This window comes from Bifidobacterium sp. UTCIF-38 (genome assembly GCF_006454495.1).
GTDB classification, from domain to species: Bacteria; Actinomycetota; Actinomycetes; order Actinomycetales; family Bifidobacteriaceae; genus Bifidobacterium; species Bifidobacterium callitrichos.
Window position 1 is genome coordinate 1 of record NZ_JFAL01000024.1, and the last position, 25,842, is coordinate 25,842.

Genomic DNA, 25,842 nt, shown 5'->3' on the forward strand with positions numbered 1-25,842 from the left:
ATATATCCGTCCACTGGCTTGCCGATTTGCAGTCGGCGGGCTGCCGCCCACCATGTGCATTGGCCGGTCGCATAGGTGGTGATCTTGCCTACAGGCGTGTCGGTCGCCGCCACATCCACGTTCAGCGTGCCGGACTGCATGACCAACGGAGGCGTGAGCTTGCCGATGGTTCGTCCTGCCGTGGCCGAGCAGCCGCCTCCCGCATCGATTGCCGGCTTCACGTTGTCGAGATACCGTTTAGTAATGTTGGGAATATCCGGGTACTTCATCAGGTTGCCTTCGCCGGCGTTATGGGCGATGACCAAAGCCGTCAGGTCGTCAAGCTCGACGAACGGCATGCCCGGATGCTTGGCCTTAAGTTGTTTAACGCCTTCCAGACGGTTTTTCAGGTACATGCCGCCGTAATGGGCATGGACCATGGGATCGGTAATGCCTTCAGGTGGCGTCCGGTCGGCGCCTTCGGGATGCACGCCGCGCCATACGCTCCTGTTCATCTGCAACAATCCCCATGTTCCGCCGTTGCTGTCATCGGCATACGCATCCGGTCGGAAACCGGATTCCTGCTTCATGATCGCCGCGATGAAATCAGCGCTCAATCCGCTCGATCGGGCCGCCTCGCTTACCCATGGCTTCGCCTCATCCGGGACCTCGATCACACTGGCCTCGCAACCTCCGTCATCTCCGACGGCAACGGTGGGGATGAACCACAACAGCAGGCTGAAGATTATCAGCACCGCCGCCGCGCCCAATAGGAATGGAATGCTGACCGCAGCTGATGCCGATACTGCAACACCGGCCTTCACCGCCGTTATAGTCCGAGAAACCGCCTGCGTGACCTGTCGTACAACCTGCGTCGAAGCTCTGGCCGCGGATTTGGCCCCCTGAATACATGATTGTACGGTCTTGCCGGAACGCCTCACACGCTTGGCACGAGCCGGAGCCGTTCTTCCTGCCGTGGCTAGTGCCGTTAAACCTCTTGCGGTATTTCTTGTGCGAATAATGCCGGTCACGCCGTTACGTATCCGGCTTGCGGGGACCATTGGTGATAACAAGTCGTCGTCCTCGCTGGTCTCCGTCTGTGACGATTGCGATTCAAGCACGGACCGTGTCGCCTTCACACTACGGTTCAAAGCGCTGACGGTTGTTGTGCCGATTGGGCGCGATGCTTCGGATTGACTGTTCCTGATGGCGGTTCGCGGCTGTTTCAGCCCGGCCAGCATTGGGCCATGGGAGAGTCCATTGACATGACGGACTTTCAAGCCATGAATCGTGCCGTTCGGCCGAACGAGATTGCGTGTGGCGCGGAATGAGTCGGAAGTGACGGGTCTCATTCGGGCTTCCGATCCTCGAATTTCGTGGTATACAACCGGTAGAGCAGACTATCGGCATCGATACGTCCGTCGAACGGTATGAACGCGGTGCCGCTCTTGGCCATGCCCTGACCGGGCTGCACTCCGGTGAAGAACGTCCGCTGCTCATCGGACAGTTTCAATAGTTCGCAGAGGGCGTCGGCGTCCGTGGCGGTCTGGTTCAGCAGCAACAGGAAGTCACTGTTCGCGAGCATCAGACGCGCGTCCTGATTGGCCAATAATTCCTCGATGTTCTGCGTGATACCCGTGGGGCACAAGCCCCATTTGCGTGCACGTTTGTACAGACGCAGGAAATACTCGGCCGCATATCGGTTCGAAAACAGCAGGTGGAACTCGTCCACCCACAGCCAAGTGCGTCGGCCGAGCCTACGATTCCTGACTACCCGGTTCCATATCTGATCCAGAACGACGAGCATGCCAAACGTGCGCAACTCCGCTCCCAGACCGGAAACGTCATAGACCAGGAACCGGCTGGACGTGTTCACATCGGTGGTATGGGCAAAGGCGTTCAGACTGCCAGTCGCATAGATCTCCAATGCACGTGCCGCGTCACGGGCGTCCGGCTCGTTCAAAGCCGCGAGGCGATCGTGTAGGGTGACGAGTGTGGGCATGCCCAGTTCGGGATTCTCCCTCACCTCGCGGTACATGTCGATAACCGTGCGGTCGATCAGGCTGCGCTGCATGCGGTCGATGCCGTCCTGTCCGCCGATCAGCACGCCGAGCATGTTCAGCACGCTCGCGCATTTCGACCGTATCGGATCGCCTTCGGAATCATCCTCATACTCGATGTCCAATGCATTAATATGCGCGTGTGACGATTCCCCGATCTCGACTCGCTCACCGCCAAGGCCGTCACACAGTGGCGTGAATTCGCGTTCCGGGTCGATGACAATCAGATCATCGTTCGGACGGGTCAGATAGATCTGGGTGATCTCGTTCTTCGCCGCTTGGCTCTTGCCTGAACCTGTCGTACCTAAAACGAATCCGTTGCCGTTCATGCCTTGCGTGCGGTCTATGACCACAGGATTGCCGGTGCGCGCGTTCGCCCCATGGAACACCCCACCCGGCTCATACAGCTCCTGCGACGTGAACGGCACCAGAATCGCCGCACTCGACGTGGTCAGCGTACGACGCATCGGCGGCAGAGGATTACCCAACGGCAGTGCGGCGTTCAATCCCTCCACCTGTATGTAGGCCAAGGTCTCCGCTACGCATGACTGCCCGTCGACTGCGGCCATCACGTCGCGCACCGTTTGATCCAATTGTTCGCGGTTGTCCGCCGACACATCCACGACCATGAGGGAATCCACCAGACAGTCGCCGTTATGCTCCAGATCATCGCGCAGCTCGCCCGCCTGGGTCATGGATTCCTGCAGCTCATGAGGCAGCATGTCTTCGGGCAGATGCTGCTTGCGGTTCTTACGCCGCTCGTCGATCGCCTGCATATCCATCTCGGCGATCGTCCGATTCACGAGCTTCAGACCATCGGCTTTGCCCCGCGGCGACAGATGGATACCTACCGTGATATCAGCTTTGATGTCAGTGATGGACGACACCAGTTGATCACTCAGATAGTCCGGGTAATCCCGCATCAGGAGGCACTGATGCCACGTCTCCGTAGTGCTCGAGCTCAGCCGGAGCCGACGGCAGTCCGACATGTCCACGGCGAACGGTGCCACGTAATCCTTCGTGGACACGCCATGCGACCTCATGAATCCATCCTCGTCAAACATGAATCGCGTGTCACGGCGCAACATCCTATGCAATACCGCCAGCCGTGACTGACGGTTCAATCGGACACCAACGCATCCGCCCACCGACCGCAGTTGCGCCGTGGCACGCAACGCGGCACGGTTCAGCAGCGTAATCGCACGTTCCCCATCCCGCTCACGCAACGTCAGCGTCAGATACTTGTCCGTCACCGCGCCCTGCGAACGGCCGGCGAGACGCCGACGCACATTGCGGTTGAAGTCCCCGCGCAATCCATCCAACGCATCGCCCCGAAGCGGCATGGCGATGCTGCGCGTCACCTCCTCGGGATCCAGCATGCGTGTGGCGACCGTGATCTGGACTCCCATGTTCTCGCCGACCGAGTTCAGGAAACGTCCCCACCGGTCCACGACATCCAGCTTCTGATCCTGTGTCGCGACCTGATAATTAATGTCGCTGATCCGCAGCGACACACTCCACCGGTCGCCGCCAAGGAATGCAATGCCATTGGGCAGCATCGAATCATAGCCAAGCAGCTCCTTCGACGAGCGAGGCAAGCGACGATTCCCGGATTGCTTGTTCCCGGCCTTTCCATGCCGTTTGCCGCTGCTTTTGACCGCTTTGCTGTCGCTGATGTCAGACATGACGACGTACACTCCTTCCCTTGATCCGTCTACGGGTCTTCTCTTTCAACGACGGTTTGCCGGGAAGCCTCACAGGAACATAGGGTTCAAGCAGGTAGACCTTCGGCCCGAAACGCTGGCGCAGCATGTATCCCAGATACCGTTCCGGCTTCAGTCCCTTCGGACGCCACCAACCCCACAGTGCGAAGGGCAGACACACTACAAACAGCAGATACGACCCCAGATCGGACAGCCCCAGCGACCAGAACAACACCGCCTCACCTCCGCCCAGGACAAGCATGCATGCGGCGGCCGCCAGTTGGCGCCAGCTCAGTCCCCACATCACCTTCGCCTCGACATTGGCGATCTCCTTATACGCGCGCATCTGCAGCATGAAATATCCTTTCCATCGGCCCCGATCTCGATAGACGGCTATTCGCCGCCCGCTATGGCCCGGCTAACACGCTGACTCACAGCGATCACGAAGAACAGCAGAAGGCTTGCCATCATGAGATTGCCGAAGTTGCCCGTCACCCACGCCACCATGCCCTTGTCCGCCGAATCCGGGATCTTCACGGCATCGACCACGATCCGCTGATAGAACACCAGACAGATGAATACGCACACCGCATTCACCGACGTGCGCGCATACGACTTGAAGAACCCCACGCCAATCGGCTTGGTGTCCTCATGCACCAGAAACGCGAACGGCAACGACTGAAACGCTGTCAGCGCATACAATTCGATGAACCGCACATACAGCACCACCGTGAACGCCACCGACGCCAACTGGGACAACAGCCACGGGATCACCAGCAGAAAGAACAACGCCGCTTGACCCATCACCCCGGCATCGCGAATCTGGTCGCGCATCAGATCGCCCAGCTGCCCGCCGTCGCCCGTCGCCTCATAAGACATCTGTGAGGACACGCCCTGCATGAGGAATTGCGTGACTTGATTGAACATCCGAATGAATAGGCTGGCGTTCTGCACGGCGATGAACACCAGCGCGATTTTGAACATGGTGCCGGCCACGATCTTCACACCCAGGTCGCGGTCCGTCTCGATGCGCGTCGAGTTACGTGCCAGCTCCAATGTGAACATGACCGCAAGCACTACCGACGTTAAGGGCTTGACAGCGACTCCGTGAACATTCACCGCCAACTGGTAGAGAGCGGGATTCCATGTCTCCGGCGTTCGAGACAATAGGCCAGCTGTGATCGAACCGGCCCCTCCGCCGCCGATCATGTTGAGCATCGCCACGATGAAATCCTCCACGACAGGCCCCGAACCAGCTCAGCCCAAAGCCACCGCGTTGAAAACCTGCGCGGCCGCGATGATCATACCGCCGCCCACGATCTGCCATAATCCAGACTGCGTCTGCGGACCATTATGATCCTTCAGTCCACCGCCGAACGTGACTGCGCCCCATACCAGCCACAGGCCGCCGCCGATGGTGGCAAATCTGACGAACAACTGCAACACCTGATTCAACAAATCCACGACGGCCTCCTCTGATGACAATCAAGGAGCCCGACAGGAAACGGTCTCCATTGACACTCATCGTCAGGGAAAACCAACAGGATAGCGGCGGACAGAAGAGCCACGTTGCTCCTATGGATAGAACTATTCCCATCTTGGGTGGCGGCGGAAAAGGAAGAGGACAGGGGAAGCTCGCCTCTTCGATTCATAGCGCCACATTCGGCGGAATCAGAGCTGAGTGTGACGGCTACCGAACCGTCATCGGCATATGCGCAGCTGTACTGAGGAGCTGACGTCTTGCCGCGCATATTGCAAATTCGCAAAGCCCGGAGGAGAGTCTGCAGTGAGAGCATCTTCAGAATGGCGGGTATGCCAACTAAGATATACTCGCCATCCTATGCATTGCCCCTCTAGTCGGGACATACGCAGTCTATCAACCGCAGGCAACTTCGAACAGTGACTTCGAACACTGGAGATGCCGAGGTTTTTCGAATCCCGGGTTATGCTGTAGTAAAACCCTTTACTAAAATTCACCGGGGAGGATGTCATGGCCACGCTCAAGGAAGTTGCGGAACGTGCCGGGGTGTCGCAGAGCACGGTGTCGCGCTTGCTGAACGATCCGTCGTTCTCCATCAAGGAGGAGACGAAACGACGCGTGTTTCGCGTGTGTGAGGAACTTGGGTACCGTAATGTGTTCCGTCCGGCGATTGCGGTGCTGGATGCTCCGCCGTCCGGGGAGGAATTGCAGGACGCGTATTTTGCCGACTTGCGTGAGGTGCTTACGGCATGTGCGGAATCGATGGGATTGGATCGTCCCACGTTCATTCACTCCATACATGAGTTGGTTGAGCGGTCATCGGAATTCGACGGGTTCATGACGGTGGGGGCCACAGTGTTTCCATCCGATGAGTTGCATTCATTGCACCGAGTATTGCCACATGGGGTGTGCATCGACACGAATCCAGCACCGCACCTGTTCGACTCCGTACGGCCTGATTTGTCGCAGACGATGCTGGACGCCCTGGACGCGATGATCGAGACGGGACGTAGTCGCATCGCGTTTCTCGGTGGCGTGGGCAGCATCATGGGCACGCATGACTATCCGGAGGATATCCGCGAATTATCGTTCCGCCAGTGGGCCGCGCATCTGGGATTGGAAACAGAAGGATTGGTGTATTCGTCCGGCACGTTCACCGTGGAGAACGGCTATCGTCTCGCAGAGCGATTGGTGACTGACCATCGTAAGGCTGGCAGCATGCCTGATGGCCTGATCGTGGCCGCCGATGTGCTCGCGGTGGGGGCACTGCAAGCATTGAACGCACTGCGCGTGGCGGTTCCCGACGAGTTGGCCGTGGTAAGTGTGAACAATCAGTCGATTGCTCGATATACATCACCATCGCTGAGCTCGTATGCGATCGATCAAGGGGAGTTGGCCCGCATGGCGTTCTTCACCCTAATCGATGGGTTGAAGCATGAGCGGCGGGTGCGGCGTCATATCCTGCTTACGACCGAGCTGGTGCCGCGCGCAAGCTTCGTTCCTCGGATATAAAACGACTGATTGGCAACCCCCGGCTTTGGTCTGCAAGAGTCGTTTACTCCACATGGCGGCTGGCGCGCCAAACGCGCTAGGCAGTCCAGTCAGTAGGGGTGAAGAGGTTGAGGTCGGTGGCGTATCCGGGGTGGACGCTGACCTCGCTTCCGTTCAGTGTCATGCTTTTCTTCCTGCATGCGTTCGGGCTCCCTCTTGTGGGAAAAGAAGGAGCCCGAATTGTTCGGTGTTATCAGATGCCCTGCCAGGCCGGCTTGTGCGCGTACGCGTACCGGTAGTAGTCCTTGTGACGCAGACGCGAGGCCGCCTCCTCGTCCACGATGATCGTCGCATGCGGATGCAGCTGCAATGCGGACGCCGGGCAGAACGCGGACACGCCGCCCTCCACCGTCTCCTCGATCGCCTCCGCCTTGCCCGAACCGAACGCCAGCAACACCAGATGACGGGCCTTCAACACCGTGCCGATGCCCTGCGTGATGCAATGCGTCGGCACCTTGCTGATGTCATCATCGAAGAAACGCGCGTTGTCGATGCGCGTCTGCTCCGCCAACGTCTTCACACGCGTACCCGACGCCAACGACGAACCCGGCTCGTTGAACCCGATATGACCATCCGTGCCGATGCCCAGAATCTGCACATCAATGCCACCAGCCGCCTCGATCGCACGATCATAGGCAGGACCAGCCAACGCGATCCGCTCGCCATCCTCCAACGGGGCGCCATCCAGGATATCGCCCGGCACATGCACCTTCTCCGGGTCCAAGCCCAACGGCTCGACCACCGTGCGATGAATCGTGGAATGATACGACTGCGGATGATCCAACGGCAATCCCAGATACTCATCCAACGCGAAACCACGCACACGGCTCACGTCGATCGACTCGTCACGCACGATCCTCGCAAGCGCCCGGTAGGCGGCCAACGGGCTCGAACCCGTGGCCAAACCCAACACCGCATCCGGCTTCGACTTGATAAGATCAGCCACCGCACGACCATAAATCTGGCCGGCCTCCTCCTGATTCCTGACAATGATGACTTCAGCCATATCTGCTCTCTTTCTAAGAATGTACGAATATGTTCGGAACTGAAGCGTGCGGCAGCGTGAGCATGCCACCGCACACTTGCGGTCAGATGAGTTGGAGGTTGATGTCGAGGGTAAATGGTCTGCGAGCAGGAAGTTGATAAGCCGTGTGGACGGGCGCACCCCATGAGTCGTCGCCGCCGACGCCCATCTGGGCCGCCAACAGACGTAAATAGGAGTGGCGCGACGCAGGGAGGTCCTCATTGCGTCGCGCTGCCTCAATCATGTAGGTGTTCCATGGCAGCAGGCTGGCCGTAAAGCGTCGGTCGGCGCGTTGGGTGACGCGCAGGCCGTGTCCCTGAATGTCAGTGACCTCAAGCCAGCGGACGTCCTCATGACTGCCGGTCTCCTGCACCATGAGATACGGTGCCATACTCGTCTTCGCGGTGGTGTTCCAGATGCCGAGCTTGCCGCCCCGCTTGCGATCGCTATAGGTCTCCTCGGGGCCGGGCCCGTAGTAGCGCAGCCGGTCGTATTCGCCGGGAAGTTCCCATTCGATGCCAAATGCAGGTAGACTGGCCTCGCTTGTGGCGTCACCGGGGTATTCGACGGTTAGTCGCATACGCATATCTGAGTTGATATGGTAAGTGATAAACACGGGTGTGTGATTCGGGTCGGCGAGTTCGTATTGGTATTCCGCTATGAGGCTGCCATCGTTTTCATGGATTTTCGTTTCGCTCACTACGGCGTAGCGGCCGGCGGCGTACCATGCGGCGCGGTCGAAGCCGGAGTGGTTGCCTCGGTCGTTGTCGGTCAGCGGGCGGAAGGTGACGATGTCGGGGCGGCGGATGACCATCTCCCGGCCGTCGCGCTTCCAGGAGACGATGCCGCCCTGTGTGCGTGACAGGAGGATCTCCTCATTGTCGCGGCGGATGCCGGCGTTCCAGCGGCCGAGCGTGACCGTGGCTGTAGCCCGGTTGGCGTCGTGTCCGGTCTCGGCGGTGTCATCTTCGGGGTTGATGGTGCCGGTGAGCTGGCCGAATGCGAGCTCATAGCCGGCGGGCGCCCAGCTGGTAGCGTGGGCGAGGCGCAGTTCGACCTGGTAGACGGCTTCGCGCGTCGTTCCGTCGGGGTGGACGTCGGGGTAGTCGATGTCGTGGCGTGTGGTCTGGCCGGCGGGTACGTCGAATTGGTAGTCGCAATGCCAGATTTCGCGGCCGTCCAGGAGGAGTCTGGCGGTGAACAGGTAGTCGTCGGTGCCGGTGAATTGGTTGCGGTTCTCGATGGTCACGCCGTGTCCGTCGGGGGTGAGCCGGATCGGCGAGTACAGCTGTTTGACCTCCTGGGCCTTGGGGCTGGGGGTGCGGTCGGCGAACACGATGCCGTTGCCGGCGAACTCGTAGTCGGTGGGCCGGTCGCCCCAGTCGCCGCCGATCGAGAGGCGTTCCGTGCCGTCGGGCAGGCGTTGGACGAGGGCCTGGTCGATGTAGTCCCAGATGAACCCGCCCGCATAGCATTCATGGGATTCCAGGTCGGTGAACTCGTCGAGCCCGCCGCACGAGTTGCCCATCGCGTGCATGTACTCGCAGCTCATGAACGGCTTCCGGGGCTTGCCTCCCTTGCCGTTCTGGTGTTCGAGCCAGTCGCGGATCTCATGGGGTTTGGCGTACATGCGGCTTTCGAAGTCGCTGATCGCCTCGTACTCGCGCCTCCAGGTGACGCCCTCGTAGTGGACCGGCCGGGTCGGGTCGATGGCGTGCGCGTGTTCGCTCATGGTTTTGAGGACCTCGCCGGCGTAGGATTCGTTGCCCAATGACCAGATGATCACGCTGGGATGGTTGCGGTCGCGCTTGATCATGCTGTCAAGCCGGTCGAGGCAGGCTGGCGCCCAGTCGGGGTCGTCGCCGGGGATGGACGTGCCGACCGGGATGTCGCCGGGGCTGTTCCAGCTGCCGTGGGTCTCGAGGTTCGTCTCGTCGATCAGGTAGATGCCGTATTCGTCGCACAGGTCGTACCAGCAGGACTGGTTCGGGTAGTGGCTGGTGCGCACCGCGTTGATGTTGTGCCGCTTCATGAAGCGCACGTCCCACAGCATGTCCTCCTCGGTGACCGCGCGCCCGCGCCGGCAGTCGAACTCGTGCCGGTTCACGCCGCGCAGGATCAGCCGTCTGCCGTTGATCTTCAATACGCCGTCCTCGATGCCGATGCGGCGGAAGCCGAGGCTGGTCTGGGCGGCCTCCAGGACTTTGCCGTCCGTATCGTACAGGGTGACGGTCAGCGTGTACAGGTTCGGCGTCTCCGCGCTCCACGGGTCCACGCCCTCGAGCGTCGCCTCGGCGTGAACCGTGCCGGCGCCAGTGGATGCCGTGCCGGTTGACGTGTTCGTGGTTGACTTGTTCGTGGTCGGCGTGTCGGTGATTGACCTGTCAGCTATTGACGTGCCTGCGACGAGGGGCGTGGCGGTCTGCCAGACGACCGTATGGCCGTCCATGTCCGTGAGCGTGACGTCCGCGACCGTCGCATGGGCCGCGCCCTCGATCGTGGCGTCCACCGTGAGCAGGCCCTGTTTTGCGTCCGGATCCCAGTCCGCAAGCGTCTTGAGGTCCGCGACGTGCGCGGCCGGCCGGGCGGTGAGCTCGACCGAGCGGAACAGGCCGTGCAGCCGCCAGAAGTCCTGGTCCTCCAGCCAGCTCGCGCTCGAAAACTCGTAGCAGGCGACCGCCAGCACGTTCGAGCCCGGGCGGAGAGCGGCCGTGACGTCGAACTCGCTGGGCGTGAACGAATCCTCCCCATAGCCGACGAACACGCCGTTCAGCCACACATAGACCGCGGTCGCCGCCCCATGGAAGGTGAGCGTCACCCGCCGGCCATCCGCGACCGCCCGCGCCACCTCGCCCTCCGGACGAAACGCGCGACGATACAACGCCACATGATTATCCGCCGGAACCGCCGGAGCCTCAAGATCCTCATGACCATCCCACGGATACTGCACATTCACATACCGCGGTGGAAGCAATCCCGCCATCTCCAGATGCGAGGGCACCTGTATGCGGGAGAACGACGAATCGTCAAAACCAGGTGCCACGAACAGCGGCGACACGTCGCTGATCCAATCCGGCCCGTCGCTCGTCCCATCGGGGAAACAGCCTGCCGGAGCTGCTTCGACGCGAACCCGCCATTCGCCGTCAAGACTTTGTCTGAGATCCGAGCTCTCACCACTTGCGGGAGCGTGTGACCAACACGCGTGGTCGGAATGGGCGTCGGACCGGTGGACCGCGTACACGCGCGGGTTGGTGAGCCATGCCGTCGTCGGCATGGATGGTGAGACGATCGGATCTCCGCTCTTCAGCTGATCGTCGGTTGTGTTCATGATGTCCTCGCTTTCGCATCGGATGATCGCAGCGCGTCGCTGCCGCTGCAGTACGGGAACCTTCAAGTATGGTTCCTTGCGCAACGATGATAAATATATTTACTGATTTATGCAACTCCTTGCGTTTGTTTCAATCGAATTGCAAAGACCTGAAAAGTGTGGTATTTACAACAATCAGATGGCCTCCGATGACATCCGTCGCTTGCAGGTCGCAGCAAGGCAATGGATACGGCATATTGGTATTACTTGCGACACGCGGTAAAGCTGTTTACTTCTTCAAGAAAGTTCTATACTTGCGTGGTGCGGGATCGGAGCGGTTCCCGTCAGGAAAGATTCAGGTCGCAAGGAGGCCACCACACCATGAACGGATCCACAACACAGCGCATAACGACGCCCGAACAGCCGCGGGCCACGTCTACGAGGAGTATGGCTCGTCGTGTGGCGTATGCGGTGGGTAATCTGGGTCAGGCGGCGTTCTATAACACGATGAGCACGTTCTTCATCACGTTCGTGACGACGGCGTTGTTCGTGAACGTGGACAAGGCGTTGGCGGCGCGCATGATCGCGATCATCACGGGTCTGGTGGTGGTGATCCGCATCGCGGAGATCTTCCTCGACCCGCTGCTGGGCAATCTCGTGGACAACACGGACACCAGGTGGGGCCGGTTCCGCCCGTGGCAGTTCATCGGCGGCATCGTGCCGGGCATCCTCCTGGTGATGGTGTTCACCGGACTGTTCGGCCTGGTGGACGTGAACACGGGCGTGTTCATGGTCCTGTTCGTCGTCGTGTTCATCCTCCTGGACGTGATCTACTCGCTGCGCGACATCTCCTACTGGGGCATGATCCCCGCGATCTCCACCGACTCGCACGAACGCGGCGTGTACACCGCGCTGGGCACGTTCACCGGATCGATCGGCTACAACGGCGTCACCGTGATCGTCGTGCCCATCGTCAGCTGGTTCACCTGGAAGTTCACCGGCCAGTGGGCGCAGGGCCGGTCCGGCTGGGCCGCGTTCGCGATCATCATCGCCGTGCTCGGCCTGATCACCGCGTGGAGCGTCGCGTTCGGCACCCGCGAGAACCAGGACCAGCTGCGCGCCAAGGCCCGCGAGGGCGGCAACCCCATCCAGGCGTTCAAGGCCATCGCCCAGAACGACCAATTGCTCTGGGTCGCCTTGAGCTATCTCCTGTACTCGGTGGCGAACGTGGCCACCACCGGCGTGCTGTTCTACCAGTTCAAATACGTGCTCGGCGCCCCCGACAGCTTCTCCATCGCCGGCGTCATCCCGATCGTCACGGGACTGGTCACCACGCCCCTCTACCCGGTGCTCAACCGCCGCATCCCGCGCCGCTGGCTGTACGTGGCCGGCATGGCGTTCATGATCGCCGGCTACACGCTGTTCATCATCAACCCCATGAACCTGCCCACGGTCATCGTCGCGCTCGTGCTTTTCTATCTTCCCGCGCAGACCATCCAGATGACCGCGATCCTGGGCATGACCGACTCCATCGAATACGGGCAGCTGAAGACCGGCCGGCGCAACGAGGCCGTGACCCTGTCCGTGCGGCCCATGCTCGACAAGATCGCCGGCGCCCTCTCGAACGGCATCGTCGGGTTCGTGGCCGTCGCCGCCGGCATGGTGGGCGACGCCACCGCCGCCGACATGACCGCCGCCAACATCCGCACCTTCAAGACCTGCGCCTACTACCTGCCACTGGGCGGCATCATATTGAGCCTCGTCGTATACCTCCTCACCGTCAAAATCGACGAGAACATGCACGAGCAGATCGTCACACAACTCGAACAACAACTCAGCCACGAGGAAACCGACGAGCAATAGCTAAAACGGTAAAAGAGCGGCCCGACGAAGACGGTAGAAATCGTTGTCGTCGGGCCGTTGCCATGCCTGCCGGAGAGAGAAGAAGGAAGAGAACCGGCGGGCTTCCGGCCGGCTTGTCATCCGGCCGGAAGAATTATCGCGGCGGGGAACGAGTCCCGCCGCCCGGGTCAGACTATGGACGGTTCGTCGGAATCTTTCTCCACGATTTTGGAGGTATCCGCATCGTTATCCGCGGAGTCTGTAGACTGCATCACACCGGAGTGGCGACCGCCAACGTTGTTACCGTGCCTGAACCTGCGGGCGGCGACTAGCCCCACACCGATGGCGAGCAGGATGATCGCCACGGCAATCAGACCTTGGATGGCGGCGCCGGTGTGGGCGAGTCCGGTCCTGTATCCGTTCCAATCGTCGGTGTTGCTGACCACCTCGGTGTCGGGGCAAAGCAGCCGGCCGTCGATCGTGTCCGCGTTATCGGGCGTGTCGGTCTCATCTTTGCCGTCGAATGGATTCGGGTCGGAGACGACGCATTCGATAAGTGGCGTGCCAGTGACCGTAGCACGGTCAGTGTGGTGGTCGGTCACTCCCTTGAGGACGCCCTTAACAGCTACGCTTTCGCCCGGCTTCAGGATGTGACTGTCCCAATCTGCGGGATATTCAAGATCGGTCACCTGACCGTCGCCGGCGACCAATTGGTCCTTGAGATCCAGGTCCTTGATGCGGTACCATGCGCCCTGCTTGGTGTCGGGGTCGATGGTGCTGGTGTTGGTGATGGTGAACACGATGCGCGTATCGCCCTGCATGGCCAGCGCGTCCTTGACCTGGTCGCGGTCGCCGGCCGGCCAGCCGGAGGCCTCGTCCCATTTCTCGATCTTCAGGCTCGGGGTCATGTCGGGCGTGTGCGTCTCGACCTGGTTGGATGGACGTTTGGTGCCGTTGAGGGTTTCATCAAAACGGTTGGCGATGTGTTCGCCGGTCTTGATGCGCTTGCATTGGATGAACGCAGTCCACGCCTGCTCGCTTTCGTCGTTACCGCTGACGAGGTCGAGCATGCGCTGGGTCGCGGCGACGGTGACCACGCCCTTGTCGTCCTGAACGAGGGTGAACAGTTCGCCGCCGTACGCGCCAGAGTCGAATCCGCTTCCGGCGATCTTCACGCCCTTGCGGGCGATCACCTTGTCTCGATCGGTCAGGTCGCGCATGGCGTACACGGCCCATTGGCCGGTGTACTGGTCATGCTCGGTGTCGAGCGGGTCGGTGATGCTCCAGTCGGTGACCTTCTGGTAGGCGCGGTGGGCGGGCAGCACGGAGCTGTCGAGACGGTAGAGGAACAGGTTGTTGAGGTACACGCTCTGCTTGTCAATGGATTCGCCGTCCACCTTCACGACCACGTCCTTGGACGGGTTGATGGGTTTGAGGGGGTTGGCTACCTCGTTGGTGTCCTTGCGGGTGTCGTTGACGATCTGCGTGGCCTTGTTTTTCACGGTGTATCCGTCGGTGACCTTGATGACGGTCATCGGCAGGCTCACCTCGTAGCTCGTGCCCAGCATCGACTGGTCGATGGCCGGCTCCTTCAACGGGTCATGGGTCTTCTTTTCGGCGTACTCCTTGAGGTTCTTGGGTTGGGGGTCGCCCTTGATGGTCTCGCCGGTGGCCGGCACCTTCGTGTCCACGGTCTTGGCGTACACGTAGGCGATGCCGTCGATCGCCGCGATGTTGAACTTCGCGGTCACGTCCTTACCGGTGCTGACGTCGGTGACCTCGATGCGTTTGGCGTCGAGGGAGAGGTATTCGTCGTCCCAGTCATCGGTCATGCCGAGTCTCCAGACCTTGTAGGCCTGGTTGGTCTGCTTGGCGTCGATGGTCACGCGGTAGTAGATCCGGTCGCCCAGGAGTGCGGTCTTGCCGTCGATGCTGATGGACGGATCTGCCTGAGTATCCTTCTTCACCGGCGTGAAGTCAGGCGGTTCGTTCCACACCTTGTTGCTCGGAGTGATCATGTTATTCAGCGTCAATGCCCACTGGTTGCCGATTTTGGTGTCCGTGGGCGCATCCTTGGCGACCGTGCCCTCGAAGCGGACGATGATGCGCGGGTTCGCTCCGTTGCGCCAGTTGGTCTTCACGTACCCGTCGGAGAACACGAGACGCACCGCGTGCTGCTTGTCGTTCCATTGGGTCTCGTACTCGGTTTTCGGAATGAACTTGCCGGTGGACAGATCGGTGACCTCCAGGGTCTGTTTGTCCACTTCAAGACGCTCGTCATAGGTGTCGGTAACCGCCACCTCACTGACCGAATACACGAGATTGCCGGGCAGATGGGGCTGGGTCTCCAGACGGTATTCCACGCGCTGGCCCGGGTAGACGACCTTGCCGTCCACGGACGCCTGGTCGCCTCCCTGAGAGGATTCGCCAACCACGTCCTTGACGACGGGCGGCACGTAGCCGCAGATCTTCGGCTCGTTCGTGGGGATGGTGTGCGTGTTGACGGTCTGGGAGCCCTTGTTCGTCAGTGACTTGCCATCCGGCGCGGTGCAGAACGACAGTTCGTCACTTGCCTTCTTGCCGAAGTCGTCGCGCACCTGGCCTGCACCCTTGCCATCGGCGTACGCCGCCTTGCCGGGGATGAGCAGCGTGACCTGCTTCGCGGTCTTCAGCCCCTTCAATCCCTCGCGGTAGGCCTGGCCGGCGGTGGCGGTCACCATGGTGCCTTCCATCGTGATCGTCCACTGGTCGGTGACGTCCCTGCCGTGATTGGCGATGTCCGTGACGCTGGACTCGCGGTCGGTGCCGGCATCGGCCTCGTACACCTTGATCTTCGACTTGTCATCGGCATCGAACAGGTAGTCGGCGGCCGACCAGTCGTCCGTGAGCGTCAGGGTTTCCGGAACCTGGATGAAGTTCTTGGCGATGGTGCCGTTGACCACCGACGCGACCCGGTCGCCGTCCAGAAGCGTCATATTGTCGACGCCGGTCTGGTTGGTCTCCTTCGGGTCGATGACAGCCTCCCACTGGCCCTTCGTGTTCAGACGAATCCAGCTTTTGTCGGGATTCGGCCGCCATGTATCGAACTGTTTGGTTCCGGCATCGGCTTCGGGCTCCTGGTTCCACTTGCCCCACGCATGGTCCTTGACCTGCTGGAAGTCGGAAGGCTTCGACACGGTCACGTCGAAGCTGAACTCGTACACATGATCCATGGGCATCTCGCCCTTGTCCGCCGAGCGAACGGCCGACACCGTGTTCGATGCCTTGTCCCAATTGATCTCGAACTCGCCGGAAACGTCTCGGTTGCTGTCGGTCCTGTCGATGAGCCTGTAGTTGCTTACGGAGTATTCGACACCGCTGGGCTCGATCACGTCGCGGAAACGCATCTCGTAGCCGCCGCGGCCGGTGCCGTACGCGATCGTGGTGCGGTTCGTCATCCGGTCGGCACTCACGCCGTCCTCGATCTTCTTGACCGGGGGCTCGGGCGGCACCGAGCTCACTTTCCAGGATTCGGACGGATCGCGATCCGCGGTGTCCACGGCAGTCTGCATGCGCCCCTGCTTGGGCACCTGGATGTCGATCCAGTACGAGCCCTCGGCCCAGTATTTCATGCCGAAATCCTTCGGCGAAGCGAGATCGTCGAGTTGGGTGTCTCCACTGCTGGAGAAACTGATCGGCCTGCTCACGCTTTTCGCAGGCAGGTACGGGCCGTTCTCGTAGTGGATGATCGCGGTGCCGTTCAGCGTCTCCTTGATCGCGGAGCCGCCATTGTCAGCATGGATGACGTCTCCGATCGGATCAGTGGAGCCGACCCGCATGTCCGTCTTCTGCTTATGGCTGGTGGTCACGTTCAGCTTGTAATCGACCGGCGGCTGGTTCTGCGCCAGCACGATCACACGGAACGACGCGTTCGGGTTGGAATTGATCGACTCCTGCGCCAGCGAGTCAACGCTGCGCGTGCCAAGCTTGTCCTTCCATGTCGTCGAGGTCGAATACTTCTGACCCTGATACGTGTAGTCTCCCTTCGCCTCGGCCTTCCACTGCGCCTCCCAACGGCTCTTCGCGTTCGAGCTCACGTAGCTGCCATTGAACGAACCATCCGCCAGACGCACGTAGCCCACCGCCACCAGACGGCAGTCCGCGTTCCCGTCACCCGTATAGGAACGCTGGCACTCATCGATCGCGTCGCTCAAAGTCTTGTTCATGTTCACGAACTGGTTCTGCCCGTTCGTCAGATCGGACGACAGACGCACCTTCGCGTCGCTCAGCGCTGTCTTCATACCATCCAACGTGGCCGGCCATGAATCCTTGTAGATCCAATGCGCATCGGCCGTCTGCGTCGGGCCCCCACCCGAACCGCCGCCGTCCTCTCCGGAACCGCCACCGCCGTTATCGGCCAACGCGACCGGAACCAGGCATGCCAGTAGCGCAGCGATGGCGGTGATCGACGCCATCACGCTGATGCTTTTCCTCCCGAACCTCATACGGGATCCTTTCCCTCATGCGACAGAAGCGCTTTTCTCCGGGAAAGGGCGGAGACGGGGACTCCAGAACCCGCCTCCTCCCGGGTCCCTGGAAGAAAAGCACGCCCGCAAGCCTGACGGCAGACCGCCGGACCCCGAACGCATCACCAGCATCACCCCACGTCGGGTTCCTCCGCGGCGGACAGACGTTGCCTCGATCGAACCATCTCATCGTGGATCGGGGCTGTTGCGTCGCTCTGGTTATGATCTGATTGCGAAACGCGGCGGTATACATACGGGTCACATTGTATGATAGTCATGTATTTCAATTAATAATTGACTATTATGAGTTTTAGAGAATGGCAATGCGATGATTCGCTTGAAAAGACTTGTTCTGGACGACATGAGGAACATATCGCATGGCGTCCTGGATTTCGATGATCTGCCCGCCGGTGGCAGCGTCACGGGCATTTACGGGCAGAACGGGTCGGGCAAGACCACAGTCATCGATGCGATCGGGATACTGCGCGCGCTGCTGTCCGGGAATATGCTGCCGGACACCGCCGGTGATGTCGTCAGCGCCAGCGCCGGTACGGCGACCGTGACGGCGACGTTCCTCATTGGGGACAAGCAGAAGCCCAGCTATCTTGAGTACAGGGTGTCCATGCGCAAGGCGAACCAGGATTCGACGCGGGCGCGAGTCGTCGCCGAGTCGGTGCGCATCGGCGACGACCTCTCGCGTCTGGGCCGCGAGGTGCTGGGACATCGCATGGAGGATTCCGAGGCGGACGGGTTCGTGTCGACCCCGGTCTACGTGTGGCGTTCCATCGAGGCGATCGCTTCGGTGAAGACCGTGGTCTCGCGCACCGCGGATCGCGCGTACATGGAGGGGCGCTCGTTCCTGTTCTCCCGGTGCGCCACGCTCGATGATCGGCCGGACGCCGAGTTTCTGATCGACTGGGCGGTGGCCCGCGCACGGGAGGCGAACGGCGTGTCCTCCAGGTCGTTGACGTATATCAACGAGCGTTTCGGTGAGTTCGTTCGTCTGCGCGAGGCCCTGTGCGGCTATGCGACCAACGACATCTTCGTATCCACCACCCGTCGTGGCTCCTTTGCCGCGTTTGCGATCATCCCGATCATGGAGGAGAACCCGGCTGGCCGTAACACGGAGTTCGCGTTCGACCTGCTGCAGCCCAATCCGCTGACCCCCGGCCAGGCGAAACGGCTCGGACAGACCGTGGAGTCCTTCGACCGCATCCTGCCCACCATCGTGCCCGGCCTGCACGTCCTGCTGAAGACCGGCACCGCACCCTCCGGCAAGGACGGCGAGGATCGGGTCACCGCAGAGCTGTTTTCCCGCCGTGGCGACGTCACGGTACCCTTCCGATGCGAGAGCGAGGGCATCATACGAATCACCGCTCTGCTCGGCTACCTCAAACATGCATACAACGACGAGAACGCGCTGGTCGCCGTGGACGAGTTCGACTCCGGCGTATTCGAGCTGCTGCTCGGCGACATGCTGTATCAGCTGGCGGACGGGTGCGCGGGGCAATTGGTGTTCACCGCCCATAACCTGCGGGCGTTGGAGGTGCTGCCGAACAGCTGCATCCGCACGACGGTGACCGATCCCGACAACCGGTTCGCGACCATCCCTCGCAAGTCCTCCACGAACAACCAGCGCCGACGGTACCTGACGGCCAGCGAGCTCGGATGGAGCGGACCGGACATCTATGATCCGCCCATACCGCGCATGTTCGGCAACAGCCTCTACGCCGCCGGCCACCCCGACGAGGACGACGACATCGACGACGATCTGGCCGCACTCAATGCCGCCGGGACGGAGGCGGAGCGTGGCTAAACGCAAGATCGTCCTGCTGGTCGTGGAGGGCTCGAGCGACGCCAGCCTGCTCGTTCCGGCGTTCTCAGCATTGATCGAGAACCGCCTGTTCCAAGGTCAGGAATTTCATTGCGACGTGCTGACCGCGCCGAATCACCGCGAGGAGTTCTACCGGCGCAACGGGTTCTACCCTGCGGACAAACCCTCGCAAACCGTGCGCGAACTCGTCGAGAATTATCTTAAGGACCATGACCGCACATGGGGCCAGCTCGGCCATGTCATCCAGATCTGCGACCTCGACGGGGCGTTCACGCCCGACGACCGAGTGCGGGAGGACCCGTCAGTGGATGGAACCCACTATTCGATGACGGACATCATCACCACAAACCGCGACGCCCTGATCGCAGATCGAACGACCAAGCGAAACGGCGTGGACGCCCTGCTCAAACTCGACGGATTCAGGAAGAAGCAGGGCGGTCGCACCGCCGTGATTCCATACCGTCTGTTCTATGTCAGCCGCAACCTTGAACACGCGTTCCGAGGCAGGACTGACAACCTGAACGCACAACACAAGCAAAGCGGTGCCATCAAACTGGCCGATCGCTTCACGCAGGACCCAAACCTGTTCTCGACGACCCTCCAATCCCTGCGACGCATACACGGCAACCCGGTCACTTGGGAGGAATCCTGGCAATACGCTATGCAGGACTGCCACTCACTCGAACGCGGCAGCAACCTCGCATTCGTGGAACCATACCTAGCAGGCGAACTGTAATAGGGTATCCGTAGCCGGATGGCCCTAGAGTCGCATTAGCAATGCTAGGACCGTCCGGATGCAGATGCGAATTTTGGTTGAGAATATATACACTTAGATTGTTTGTAACATAACACAGAAACCGTCTATAACGTTGTATTTCGTATCTATTTTAGCTTCAACGAATGCAGACATGATGTAGATAATGAAGACTATATGGAATGTTGATTCACAGTCGATAAGACATTGTCAATGAACTGCAGATGATTGCATACAAGGATATTTACAATATGGAAATACATGAAAACATATCTCTATGCCTTATAAGAGTCCGCTATGCCACAATACCGAATATCATATTTCAGTTGGTAAGCAGGGAATCGACCTAGATAGTATATATGCTGACAATAAGGTTGAAAATGCTGAATTTTTACGATGGTTTGGATATGAGTTTTTCTGGCTAGTTGCTGGAATAATATTATCCTCCATTTCAGCCATAGCTCATTATGGTAAAGAATTATCTTTAAATGAATTGGCTAAACAATCTTCTTGGAACAAGACAGAATCTATGCTAATAGCTTTTCCTTGTTTTGCAGAAGATGCAGGCCTATCTATAATCCTTGCTCTATTGGCAATAGTTGCAGGTCTTTCCGTGGGCATTGCAGTTGAAAATCTTTCAAAAACCCATATGTTTAGATTCAGATCTATGAGTAGAACGCTCATGCGATTCAGCAATCTTTCCGTCTGCTTTCTTGGCCTGTCATCTGCTAGCCTGATTCTCCGGTATGGGAAAGGGCTTGGCGTTCTTCTTATTTTGGGCTTATTGTTTTGTTTTACCATGCTTTACGGCATAGGCGATATATCTGTGAATTATCGTGCTCAATTGAAGGAATTGTCCAAAAGATTGCACGAAGCAGAAAAAGAGCTACACAATGTCGCCAATATCGAAAGAAAGCGCTATGTGTTTCGCAGCGTAGAAAAATGGAATAGAACTCTCAATGGCATCGGATTGTCGTTTGCTATTCTAGTCTATATTTGCTCATCTGTACATCAGTATAAGCTATCGTTAGCCAATTTGGCGATCTCTTTTACATTGGTCGTTTTTTACTGGTTGTCAGTTTACGTTCTGGGAAGCATTCTTTATGATTCAATAAGGATATTTGAAGGATCGACAAAAGAAATCCTTCCACTAAAAATACTGTATAGTATTGCATTGTTTGTTTTCTCTTTTATTACATCAATGTATTTGAGTATGATCTTTATTCTTACATCTCATCAATACTTGTTTTATGTAAGCTGCGTTTTAATATTTATCTTATTGCTGTATACTTGCTACTTTTCTTTATCGTCAAAAAATAGGCGGTTCTTGTTTATTGAAACAAGAACCGCAAGACTAAAGAAAAACGTTAGTTTAACTCGTCAACTTATTGACTTATTGCAATCTGAGGAATAATTGAGCTAATTGGGTTTATTTTAATATAAAATCAGAATGATTATCGTCCGAGTCGTGCATAGTTTTTAACGTTTTAACGACGCAGATAACGAAAGTGCCAATAATAGCGATGGCGGCGAGGATTGCAAGCCGGGTTTCGCGGCGTTCCTTGGCCGCCATGTCGACCTGTCGGTTGGCTAGGGCTTCGGCTTCGGCGGCGACGCCACTGGCGGCGATGGCCGCGATGTGCGCGCTCATCCGGTCCTCGATCGTGGAATCCTCGCTCGCACCGTCGAAAGGTTCTTCGGTTTCGTCGTGGTTGTCGTTCATGGTCCCGCTCCATTCTTGATTGCTGGATTGCTTGCTTTATGTCTTGTTTGATTGCTGGATTGTCTGCATGTCTGCTTGTCTGCATGCAGGCTTGTTGGCCTGTCAGCTTTCGGTTTGTCCGGCGAGGATGGACATGCGGGCGGCGATGAGCGCATGGCGTGCGATCGACCGGTAGAGCTGGTGGCCTTCGCCGTCGTTCCAGAACCGGTCGAACTGTTCGGTCGGCATCATGCTGGCGGGATCGAACCCGTTCCACACTCCGCCGCAGAACACCTTCGCCGCCGCGTTCACCTCCTCGTCGGACGGCATGCCCGGATGCCCTTCGGCGGCATCGGCGGCCGCGCGCAGCTGCGCGCCGAACACGCGGGCCTGCAACGGCGAGATCGTATACGCCAGCCCCGCCGTCGAGCCTGCCGGGAATCCGGTGTTCACGCCGAGGGTGATGACGCGCCTCTCCTCGCCGACGCTGATCCGGTCGCCGAGCACGGAGACCTCCATCGAATAGTCCATAGTGGCTCCTTTCCGCAGACATGGCGTATTCACGGAATCGTGTCTGCATGTTTGACTGCTTGTATGCTTGGTCGTCGGCTTGTTTGCTTGTTGGATTGCTTGATTGCCGGACGGATTACGTCTCGTCGTTGCCGTCGAGACGGTCGAGCTCGTGTTCGATGGCGTCGCGCAGGAGCTGCTGCATGGGAAGGTCGTGTGCGGCGGCCGTGGTTTTGAGACGGGTCTTGAGCGACACGGGTATGCGCAGCGAAAGCATGACCAATGGTTCGCCCGTGGTCTTGGGTGTCTTGTTCTGCTGGCGCAGCACGTCGTCGAACGGCACTGGCCGGGCCAGCGGCTGGTAGTTTCCTTGCACGGCCTTACCCCTGCTTTCCGGCGATCTGCTGGAGCTCGGTGACGAGGTCTCGGTATTCGCCCAACTGGTGCGGGTTGGTGCCGAGCGAACGCTTGTAGGTCTGGGCCTTCGGCACGATCGTATCGAATCGGGGCGTGTCCATGGCAATGAGGGCGTCCATAGTGTCGCGGAACGCCTTTGTGCTGCGTTCGGCCTTGACCAGCAGCAGGGCTGCGGGAGTGCTCATTCTGGCCATGTCGAGGGTGCTCCATGCCTGTTGGAGGTCCATAGGTGAGTCCGATGCCGGCACGATCACGAAGTCGGCGGCCTTGATTGCCAGATCCAGGGCCGGTCCCTGCGGAGGCGCGTCGATGATCGCCCATTCGTCCGGGTCCGGATCCGAGGCGAGATGGCGAAGCGTGGCTTGGTTTGCGGGCAGTACGTCGAACGTCAACGGATCCGCAGTCTGCTCAGCTGCGGCGGCCCACAGACTGGCGCTGGATTGCGGGTCCGCGTCGTACACGACGGCCATGCCTCCTCTGGATACGATGACCGAGGCGATGTAAATGCTGGACGTGGTCTTCGCGACCCCGCCCTTGGCGTTGGCTATGGCGATGCGCATTCGTTCTTCTCCTTTGCGATTGCCCGTGATCACGCAGGCCGGGCTGCCTGATCGTTTGATTGTCTGATTGCTTGATTGCTTGGCTGCTTGGATTCCCGCTTGTTTGAATGTCTGCCGGTTCGACGGGTCATGCGGTGCTCGGGGATTGGCCGGACCGCGCACGTAGGCGTCGTTGCTGGCGTTCCGCGCTGGCCTCGTCGGTGACGTCGTCGAACACGTTCCCATGGGCGCGGATCCAGTCCGTGAGCAGCTGCCAGCGTTGGATCCATGGCATGCCGCGATTCCGGCAGGGGACGCCGTCGGCTTCGGCCATGCGGGCGATCCGTCGCCGGTCGGTGCATACCTTGCCGCCGTACACACCCCATTCGAGCCCTCCGCTGGCCGCGTAGGCCAGGCATTCGGCCCGGACCGGGCACTGTTCGCACACTGCCCTGGCGACCGAGTGGAACGCCTTCGCGTCGGCTGGACGGTGTTCGAACTCCAACGACCACAGGTAGTCGGACCAGGGTTGCGGGAAGTCGCGGCATTCGCCGGCTTGCTTCCACTCCTCAAGACGATTCGCGACCCCGCTCATGGCCGCACCGTCCCCGCTGTAGCACCGGCTTTCGCCCTGTGGCGTCCGGCGACGTCGTGGGTGGCATGGTTGCGTTTGTCGTACGCGCATACCGGGCATGCCTCCTGCGAGATGCTACCGTCGATGTGCTCCTGGCATAGCGAGGTGCGCAGCAGCGCCGCCCCGTAGATCGGCACGCGGCTCGCGGACAACGAGCTGACCGGTATCGCCCGGTTGGGATCCTTGACGACCGGCAGTGGGGCGTCGGGCGCGCGTTTGCCCGTCGGATCGGGATGGGTGAGCATCTCAAGCCGCAGCTGCACGTAGTTCGCGGCGAACTTGGCTCCATTGGCGAGCCGGGGCAGCCAGTAACGGTTGCGGTACGCCCAGTCCATCGTCGCGACGATCTCGCCGTATGGCCGGTCGATCAGCAGTGAGTGGACGGCCTTGCGGTCGGCCATGGTCGCCGGAACGTCGAACCGTCGATCCACGGCGAGCAGGTGTTGCCGGATGCCGTCGAGTACGCGAACCTCCTGGCCGGCGCGCTCTGTGACCGGCTCGGGCAGTTTGCCGGGCTCGGGCACCCACAGCGGGTTCCTGCATCCCCGTGGAGGCAGGGCCTTGCCCCAATCGGGCGTTGGAACGGTTCCAGGCTTCGAATTGGTGGCGGACGTCCGAGCGGAGGCTTGTCCGGCGTTGAGGGAGGCATCCCCGAAGGGGATGAAGGGAGAATTGTTTATCACTTGTCTATTGGGTGACTTTCTGTCCGGAATTTCGGGACAATTTGTCCGCGAGCCGGCGTCCGTCGGTTCGGGTGACAATCCGTCGGGTGACAAATTGTCCTTGCCTGTATCCGACTCGCCGGAGCAGGCCAGCGCGTCCAGGTTCCGGGGCTTCTCCTCGATGTTCTCGGCGGGTCGGTCGCCGTCCATGACGACGTCCCACACGCGGGAGCGATGCCCCTTGGCTATCGGCTTGCGCGTGCGTGGATTGCGCGCGGACATCTCCTGGTCACCGAGCCTGATGTAGCCCTTGCGTTCCAACTCCTGCAACGAACGGATCACCGTGCGCTCACAGCATCCGCAGTTGAACGCAATGGTCTCCACGCTCGGCCAGGCGGCGGCGCCATCGTCGTAGTAGGCGCGACGGGCCAGATACACCAGCACGAATTTGGTGATGCCCTTGACGTCGTCACGCTCCCATGCCCAGTTCTCGGCCCTGCTGCTCATCGACAGTCCTCCTCGATGTCACACCGCCGGTCCGCTTCACGCCGTTCGCGCAGTCTTGCGCCGATCTCGTCGCCCAAGCGGGCGGCGCGGCACAACGCATACGCGAGAACGCCGCCGGAAACGCACACGGCGACCACGACCATCCACCACATGGTTCGGCCGGATTCGAGGGGATGTCCCATGGACGCGCGCCTCAACGGCGCGAGCCCCGGGACGGGTGGGCGAGCATGGACAGCACATGAGCTTTCGCAATGCGCATGTCGACGTTCCCATCGACTCGCGTCGTCCGCCGCGCGGAGTCGCGCGAACGGGTAGGCTCGGAAACATGCGCCGGGCGAACGCCGGCGGCATTGGTAGAATCGGTCATGGCGATGATCCTCCTTCGGGGAATCGGGACAGCTGGCGTCTGATCTTGGCGGATGCACGCGCCGGCGCGTCCCATGGTTGTTGCCGTTCAATCCCCGTGCCGGGTTCCAGCCGGTCCGGGGATTCTTGCTTCGGGTTTCCACCCGCCGTCCGTCAGGTATGCATCGATGCCGAGCACGTACCCCGGGGACAGGTTTCGGTGAATGGCCAGCCAGATCAGATCGGACTGCTGCCACGGTATCGAACCATTGACCTTCCCCGCGACCGAGGATTTGGACTTGCCCATCTCCTTCGCGAGGTCGCGGCAGCTCAGACCCGCCGACGTCATGTATCGACGCATCGGAGAATCCAATCTTTTTGCTGTAAGTCCATTCACGATAGACAATATATCAGGGAACTTGCGTCGAAGCAAATCGCTGTTGTAGGATTGTGTCCATCGGCAATGGACGTATGCAAATATGGAGGA

At 59.9% G+C, this 25,842-nt stretch carries 22 protein-coding genes; 5 read left to right on the forward strand and 17 right to left on the reverse strand.

The window, feature by feature from the left end; translation table 11 throughout:
• From BW11_RS08535 to BW11_RS08555, 5 genes are all read right to left on the reverse strand, one after another.
• Positions 1 to 803, reverse strand: an 803-nt coding sequence (locus BW11_RS08535; RefSeq protein ID WP_258184681.1) for a transglycosylase SLT domain-containing protein, incomplete at its 3' end; no start/stop codon positions are given.
• A gap of 524 nt (positions 804 to 1,327) precedes the next feature.
• Positions 1,328 to 3,724, reverse strand: coding sequence for a VirB4-like conjugal transfer ATPase, CD1110 family (locus BW11_RS08540; RefSeq protein WP_140445820.1), 2,397 nt, complete (start codon positions 3,722 to 3,724; stop codon positions 1,328 to 1,330).
• Positions 3,717 to 4,097, reverse strand: a complete 381-nt coding sequence (locus BW11_RS08545) for a PrgI family protein (RefSeq protein ID WP_140445819.1) — start codon at positions 4,095 to 4,097, stop codon at positions 3,717 to 3,719. Before BW11_RS08545 ends, BW11_RS08540 begins: the two co-directional genes overlap by 8 nt.
• Before the next feature lie 38 nt (positions 4,098 to 4,135).
• Positions 4,136 to 4,981, reverse strand: coding sequence for a hypothetical protein (locus BW11_RS08550; protein ID WP_140445818.1), 846 nt, complete (start codon positions 4,979 to 4,981; stop codon positions 4,136 to 4,138).
• Positions 4,982 to 4,999: 18 nt separating this feature from the next.
• Positions 5,000 to 5,206 carry a hypothetical protein gene (locus BW11_RS08555; protein WP_010081572.1) on the reverse strand — a complete coding sequence of 69 codons (207 nt, stop codon included), beginning with the start codon at positions 5,204 to 5,206 and terminating at the stop codon, positions 5,000 to 5,002.
• Between the two features lie 526 nt (positions 5,207 to 5,732).
• On the opposite strand from BW11_RS08555, the gene BW11_RS08560 reads away from it, so the two are divergent.
• Positions 5,733 to 6,734 (forward strand): LacI family DNA-binding transcriptional regulator, encoded by a 1,002-nt coding sequence (locus tag BW11_RS08560; protein ID WP_140445817.1) that lies wholly within the window; start codon positions 5,733 to 5,735, stop codon positions 6,732 to 6,734.
• Positions 6,735 to 6,966: 232 nt separating this feature from the next.
• Here BW11_RS08560 and nagB read toward each other — a convergent pair whose 3' ends face one another.
• Both nagB and BW11_RS08570 read right to left on the reverse strand, forming a co-directional pair.
• Positions 6,967 to 7,779: a glucosamine-6-phosphate deaminase gene (nagB, locus tag BW11_RS08565; protein ID WP_140445816.1), complete on the reverse strand. Its 813-nt coding sequence runs from the start codon at positions 7,777 to 7,779 to the stop codon at positions 6,967 to 6,969.
• Between the two features lie 82 nt (positions 7,780 to 7,861).
• The gene (locus BW11_RS08570; protein WP_140445815.1) at positions 7,862 to 11,125 is read right to left on the reverse strand and encodes a glycoside hydrolase family 2 TIM barrel-domain containing protein; all 3,264 of its coding nucleotides are present in this window, start codon (positions 11,123 to 11,125) and stop codon (positions 7,862 to 7,864) included.
• Positions 11,126 to 11,485: 360 nt separating this feature from the next.
• On the opposite strand from BW11_RS08570, the gene BW11_RS08575 reads away from it, so the two are divergent.
• Entirely contained in the window at positions 11,486 to 12,967 is a 1,482-nt protein-coding gene (locus BW11_RS08575; protein WP_140445814.1) for a glycoside-pentoside-hexuronide (GPH):cation symporter, read from the forward strand.
• A gap of 167 nt (positions 12,968 to 13,134) precedes the next feature.
• Here BW11_RS08575 and BW11_RS08580 read toward each other — a convergent pair whose 3' ends face one another.
• Complete coding sequence (locus BW11_RS08580; protein ID WP_140445813.1) at positions 13,135 to 17,430, reverse strand: LPXTG cell wall anchor domain-containing protein; 4,296 nt, start codon at positions 17,428 to 17,430, stop codon at positions 13,135 to 13,137.
• A gap of 349 nt (positions 17,431 to 17,779) precedes the next feature.
• On the opposite strand from BW11_RS08580, the gene BW11_RS08585 reads away from it, so the two are divergent.
• The 3 genes from BW11_RS08585 to BW11_RS08595 all read left to right on the forward strand — a co-directional run bounded on the left by BW11_RS08585 (position 17,780) and on the right by BW11_RS08595 (position 21,453).
• A complete protein-coding gene (locus BW11_RS08585) occupies positions 17,780 to 19,267 on the forward strand; it encodes an AAA family ATPase (protein ID WP_140445812.1) in 1,488 nt (495 codons plus the stop codon).
• Positions 19,260 to 20,021 carry a hypothetical protein gene (locus BW11_RS08590; RefSeq protein WP_140445811.1) on the forward strand — a complete coding sequence of 254 codons (762 nt, stop codon included), beginning with the start codon at positions 19,260 to 19,262 and terminating at the stop codon, positions 20,019 to 20,021. The genes BW11_RS08585 and BW11_RS08590 overlap by 8 nt, the downstream gene beginning before the upstream one ends.
• A 295-nt stretch (positions 20,022 to 20,316) precedes the next feature.
• Positions 20,317 to 21,453 carry a hypothetical protein gene (locus BW11_RS08595; protein WP_140445553.1) on the forward strand — a complete coding sequence of 379 codons (1,137 nt, stop codon included), beginning with the start codon at positions 20,317 to 20,319 and terminating at the stop codon, positions 21,451 to 21,453.
• 15 nt (positions 21,454 to 21,468) lie between these two features.
• On the opposite strand, the gene BW11_RS08600 is transcribed toward BW11_RS08595, so the two are convergent.
• The 9 genes from BW11_RS08600 to BW11_RS08635 form a co-directional block, all read right to left on the reverse strand.
• Positions 21,469 to 21,762, reverse strand: coding sequence for a hypothetical protein (locus BW11_RS08600; protein WP_258184650.1), 294 nt, complete (start codon positions 21,760 to 21,762; stop codon positions 21,469 to 21,471).
• Between the two features lie 102 nt (positions 21,763 to 21,864).
• The gene (locus BW11_RS08605; protein WP_140445552.1) at positions 21,865 to 22,272 is read right to left on the reverse strand and encodes a transcriptional regulator; all 408 of its coding nucleotides are present in this window, start codon (positions 22,270 to 22,272) and stop codon (positions 21,865 to 21,867) included.
• A 115-nt stretch (positions 22,273 to 22,387) separates the two neighbouring features.
• Entirely contained in the window at positions 22,388 to 22,627 is a 240-nt protein-coding gene (locus tag BW11_RS08610; RefSeq protein ID WP_140445551.1) for a hypothetical protein, read from the reverse strand.
• Positions 22,628 to 22,631: 4 nt separating this feature from the next.
• A complete protein-coding gene (locus BW11_RS08615) occupies positions 22,632 to 23,228 on the reverse strand; it encodes a ParA family protein (protein WP_140445550.1) in 597 nt (198 codons plus the stop codon).
• Between the two features lie 127 nt (positions 23,229 to 23,355).
• A complete protein-coding gene (locus BW11_RS08620; protein ID WP_140445549.1) occupies positions 23,356 to 23,802 on the reverse strand; it encodes a WhiB family transcriptional regulator in 447 nt (148 codons plus the stop codon).
• On the reverse strand, positions 23,799 to 25,010 hold the full coding sequence (locus tag BW11_RS08625) for a helix-turn-helix domain-containing protein (protein WP_140445548.1): 1,212 nt from the start codon (positions 25,008 to 25,010) through the stop codon (positions 23,799 to 23,801). The genes BW11_RS08620 and BW11_RS08625 overlap by 4 nt, the downstream gene beginning before the upstream one ends.
• Positions 25,007 to 25,192, reverse strand: a complete 186-nt coding sequence (locus tag BW11_RS08630; protein ID WP_140445547.1) for a hypothetical protein — start codon at positions 25,190 to 25,192, stop codon at positions 25,007 to 25,009. The genes BW11_RS08625 and BW11_RS08630 overlap by 4 nt, the downstream gene beginning before the upstream one ends.
• Positions 25,193 to 25,203: 11 nt before the next feature.
• A complete protein-coding gene (locus BW11_RS11595; RefSeq protein ID WP_181162582.1) occupies positions 25,204 to 25,377 on the reverse strand; it encodes a hypothetical protein in 174 nt (57 codons plus the stop codon).
• Between the two features lie 87 nt (positions 25,378 to 25,464).
• Positions 25,465 to 25,704 (reverse strand): hypothetical protein, encoded by a 240-nt coding sequence (locus BW11_RS08635; RefSeq protein ID WP_258184649.1) that lies wholly within the window; start codon positions 25,702 to 25,704, stop codon positions 25,465 to 25,467.
• Positions 25,705 to 25,842 lie beyond the last annotated feature (138 nt).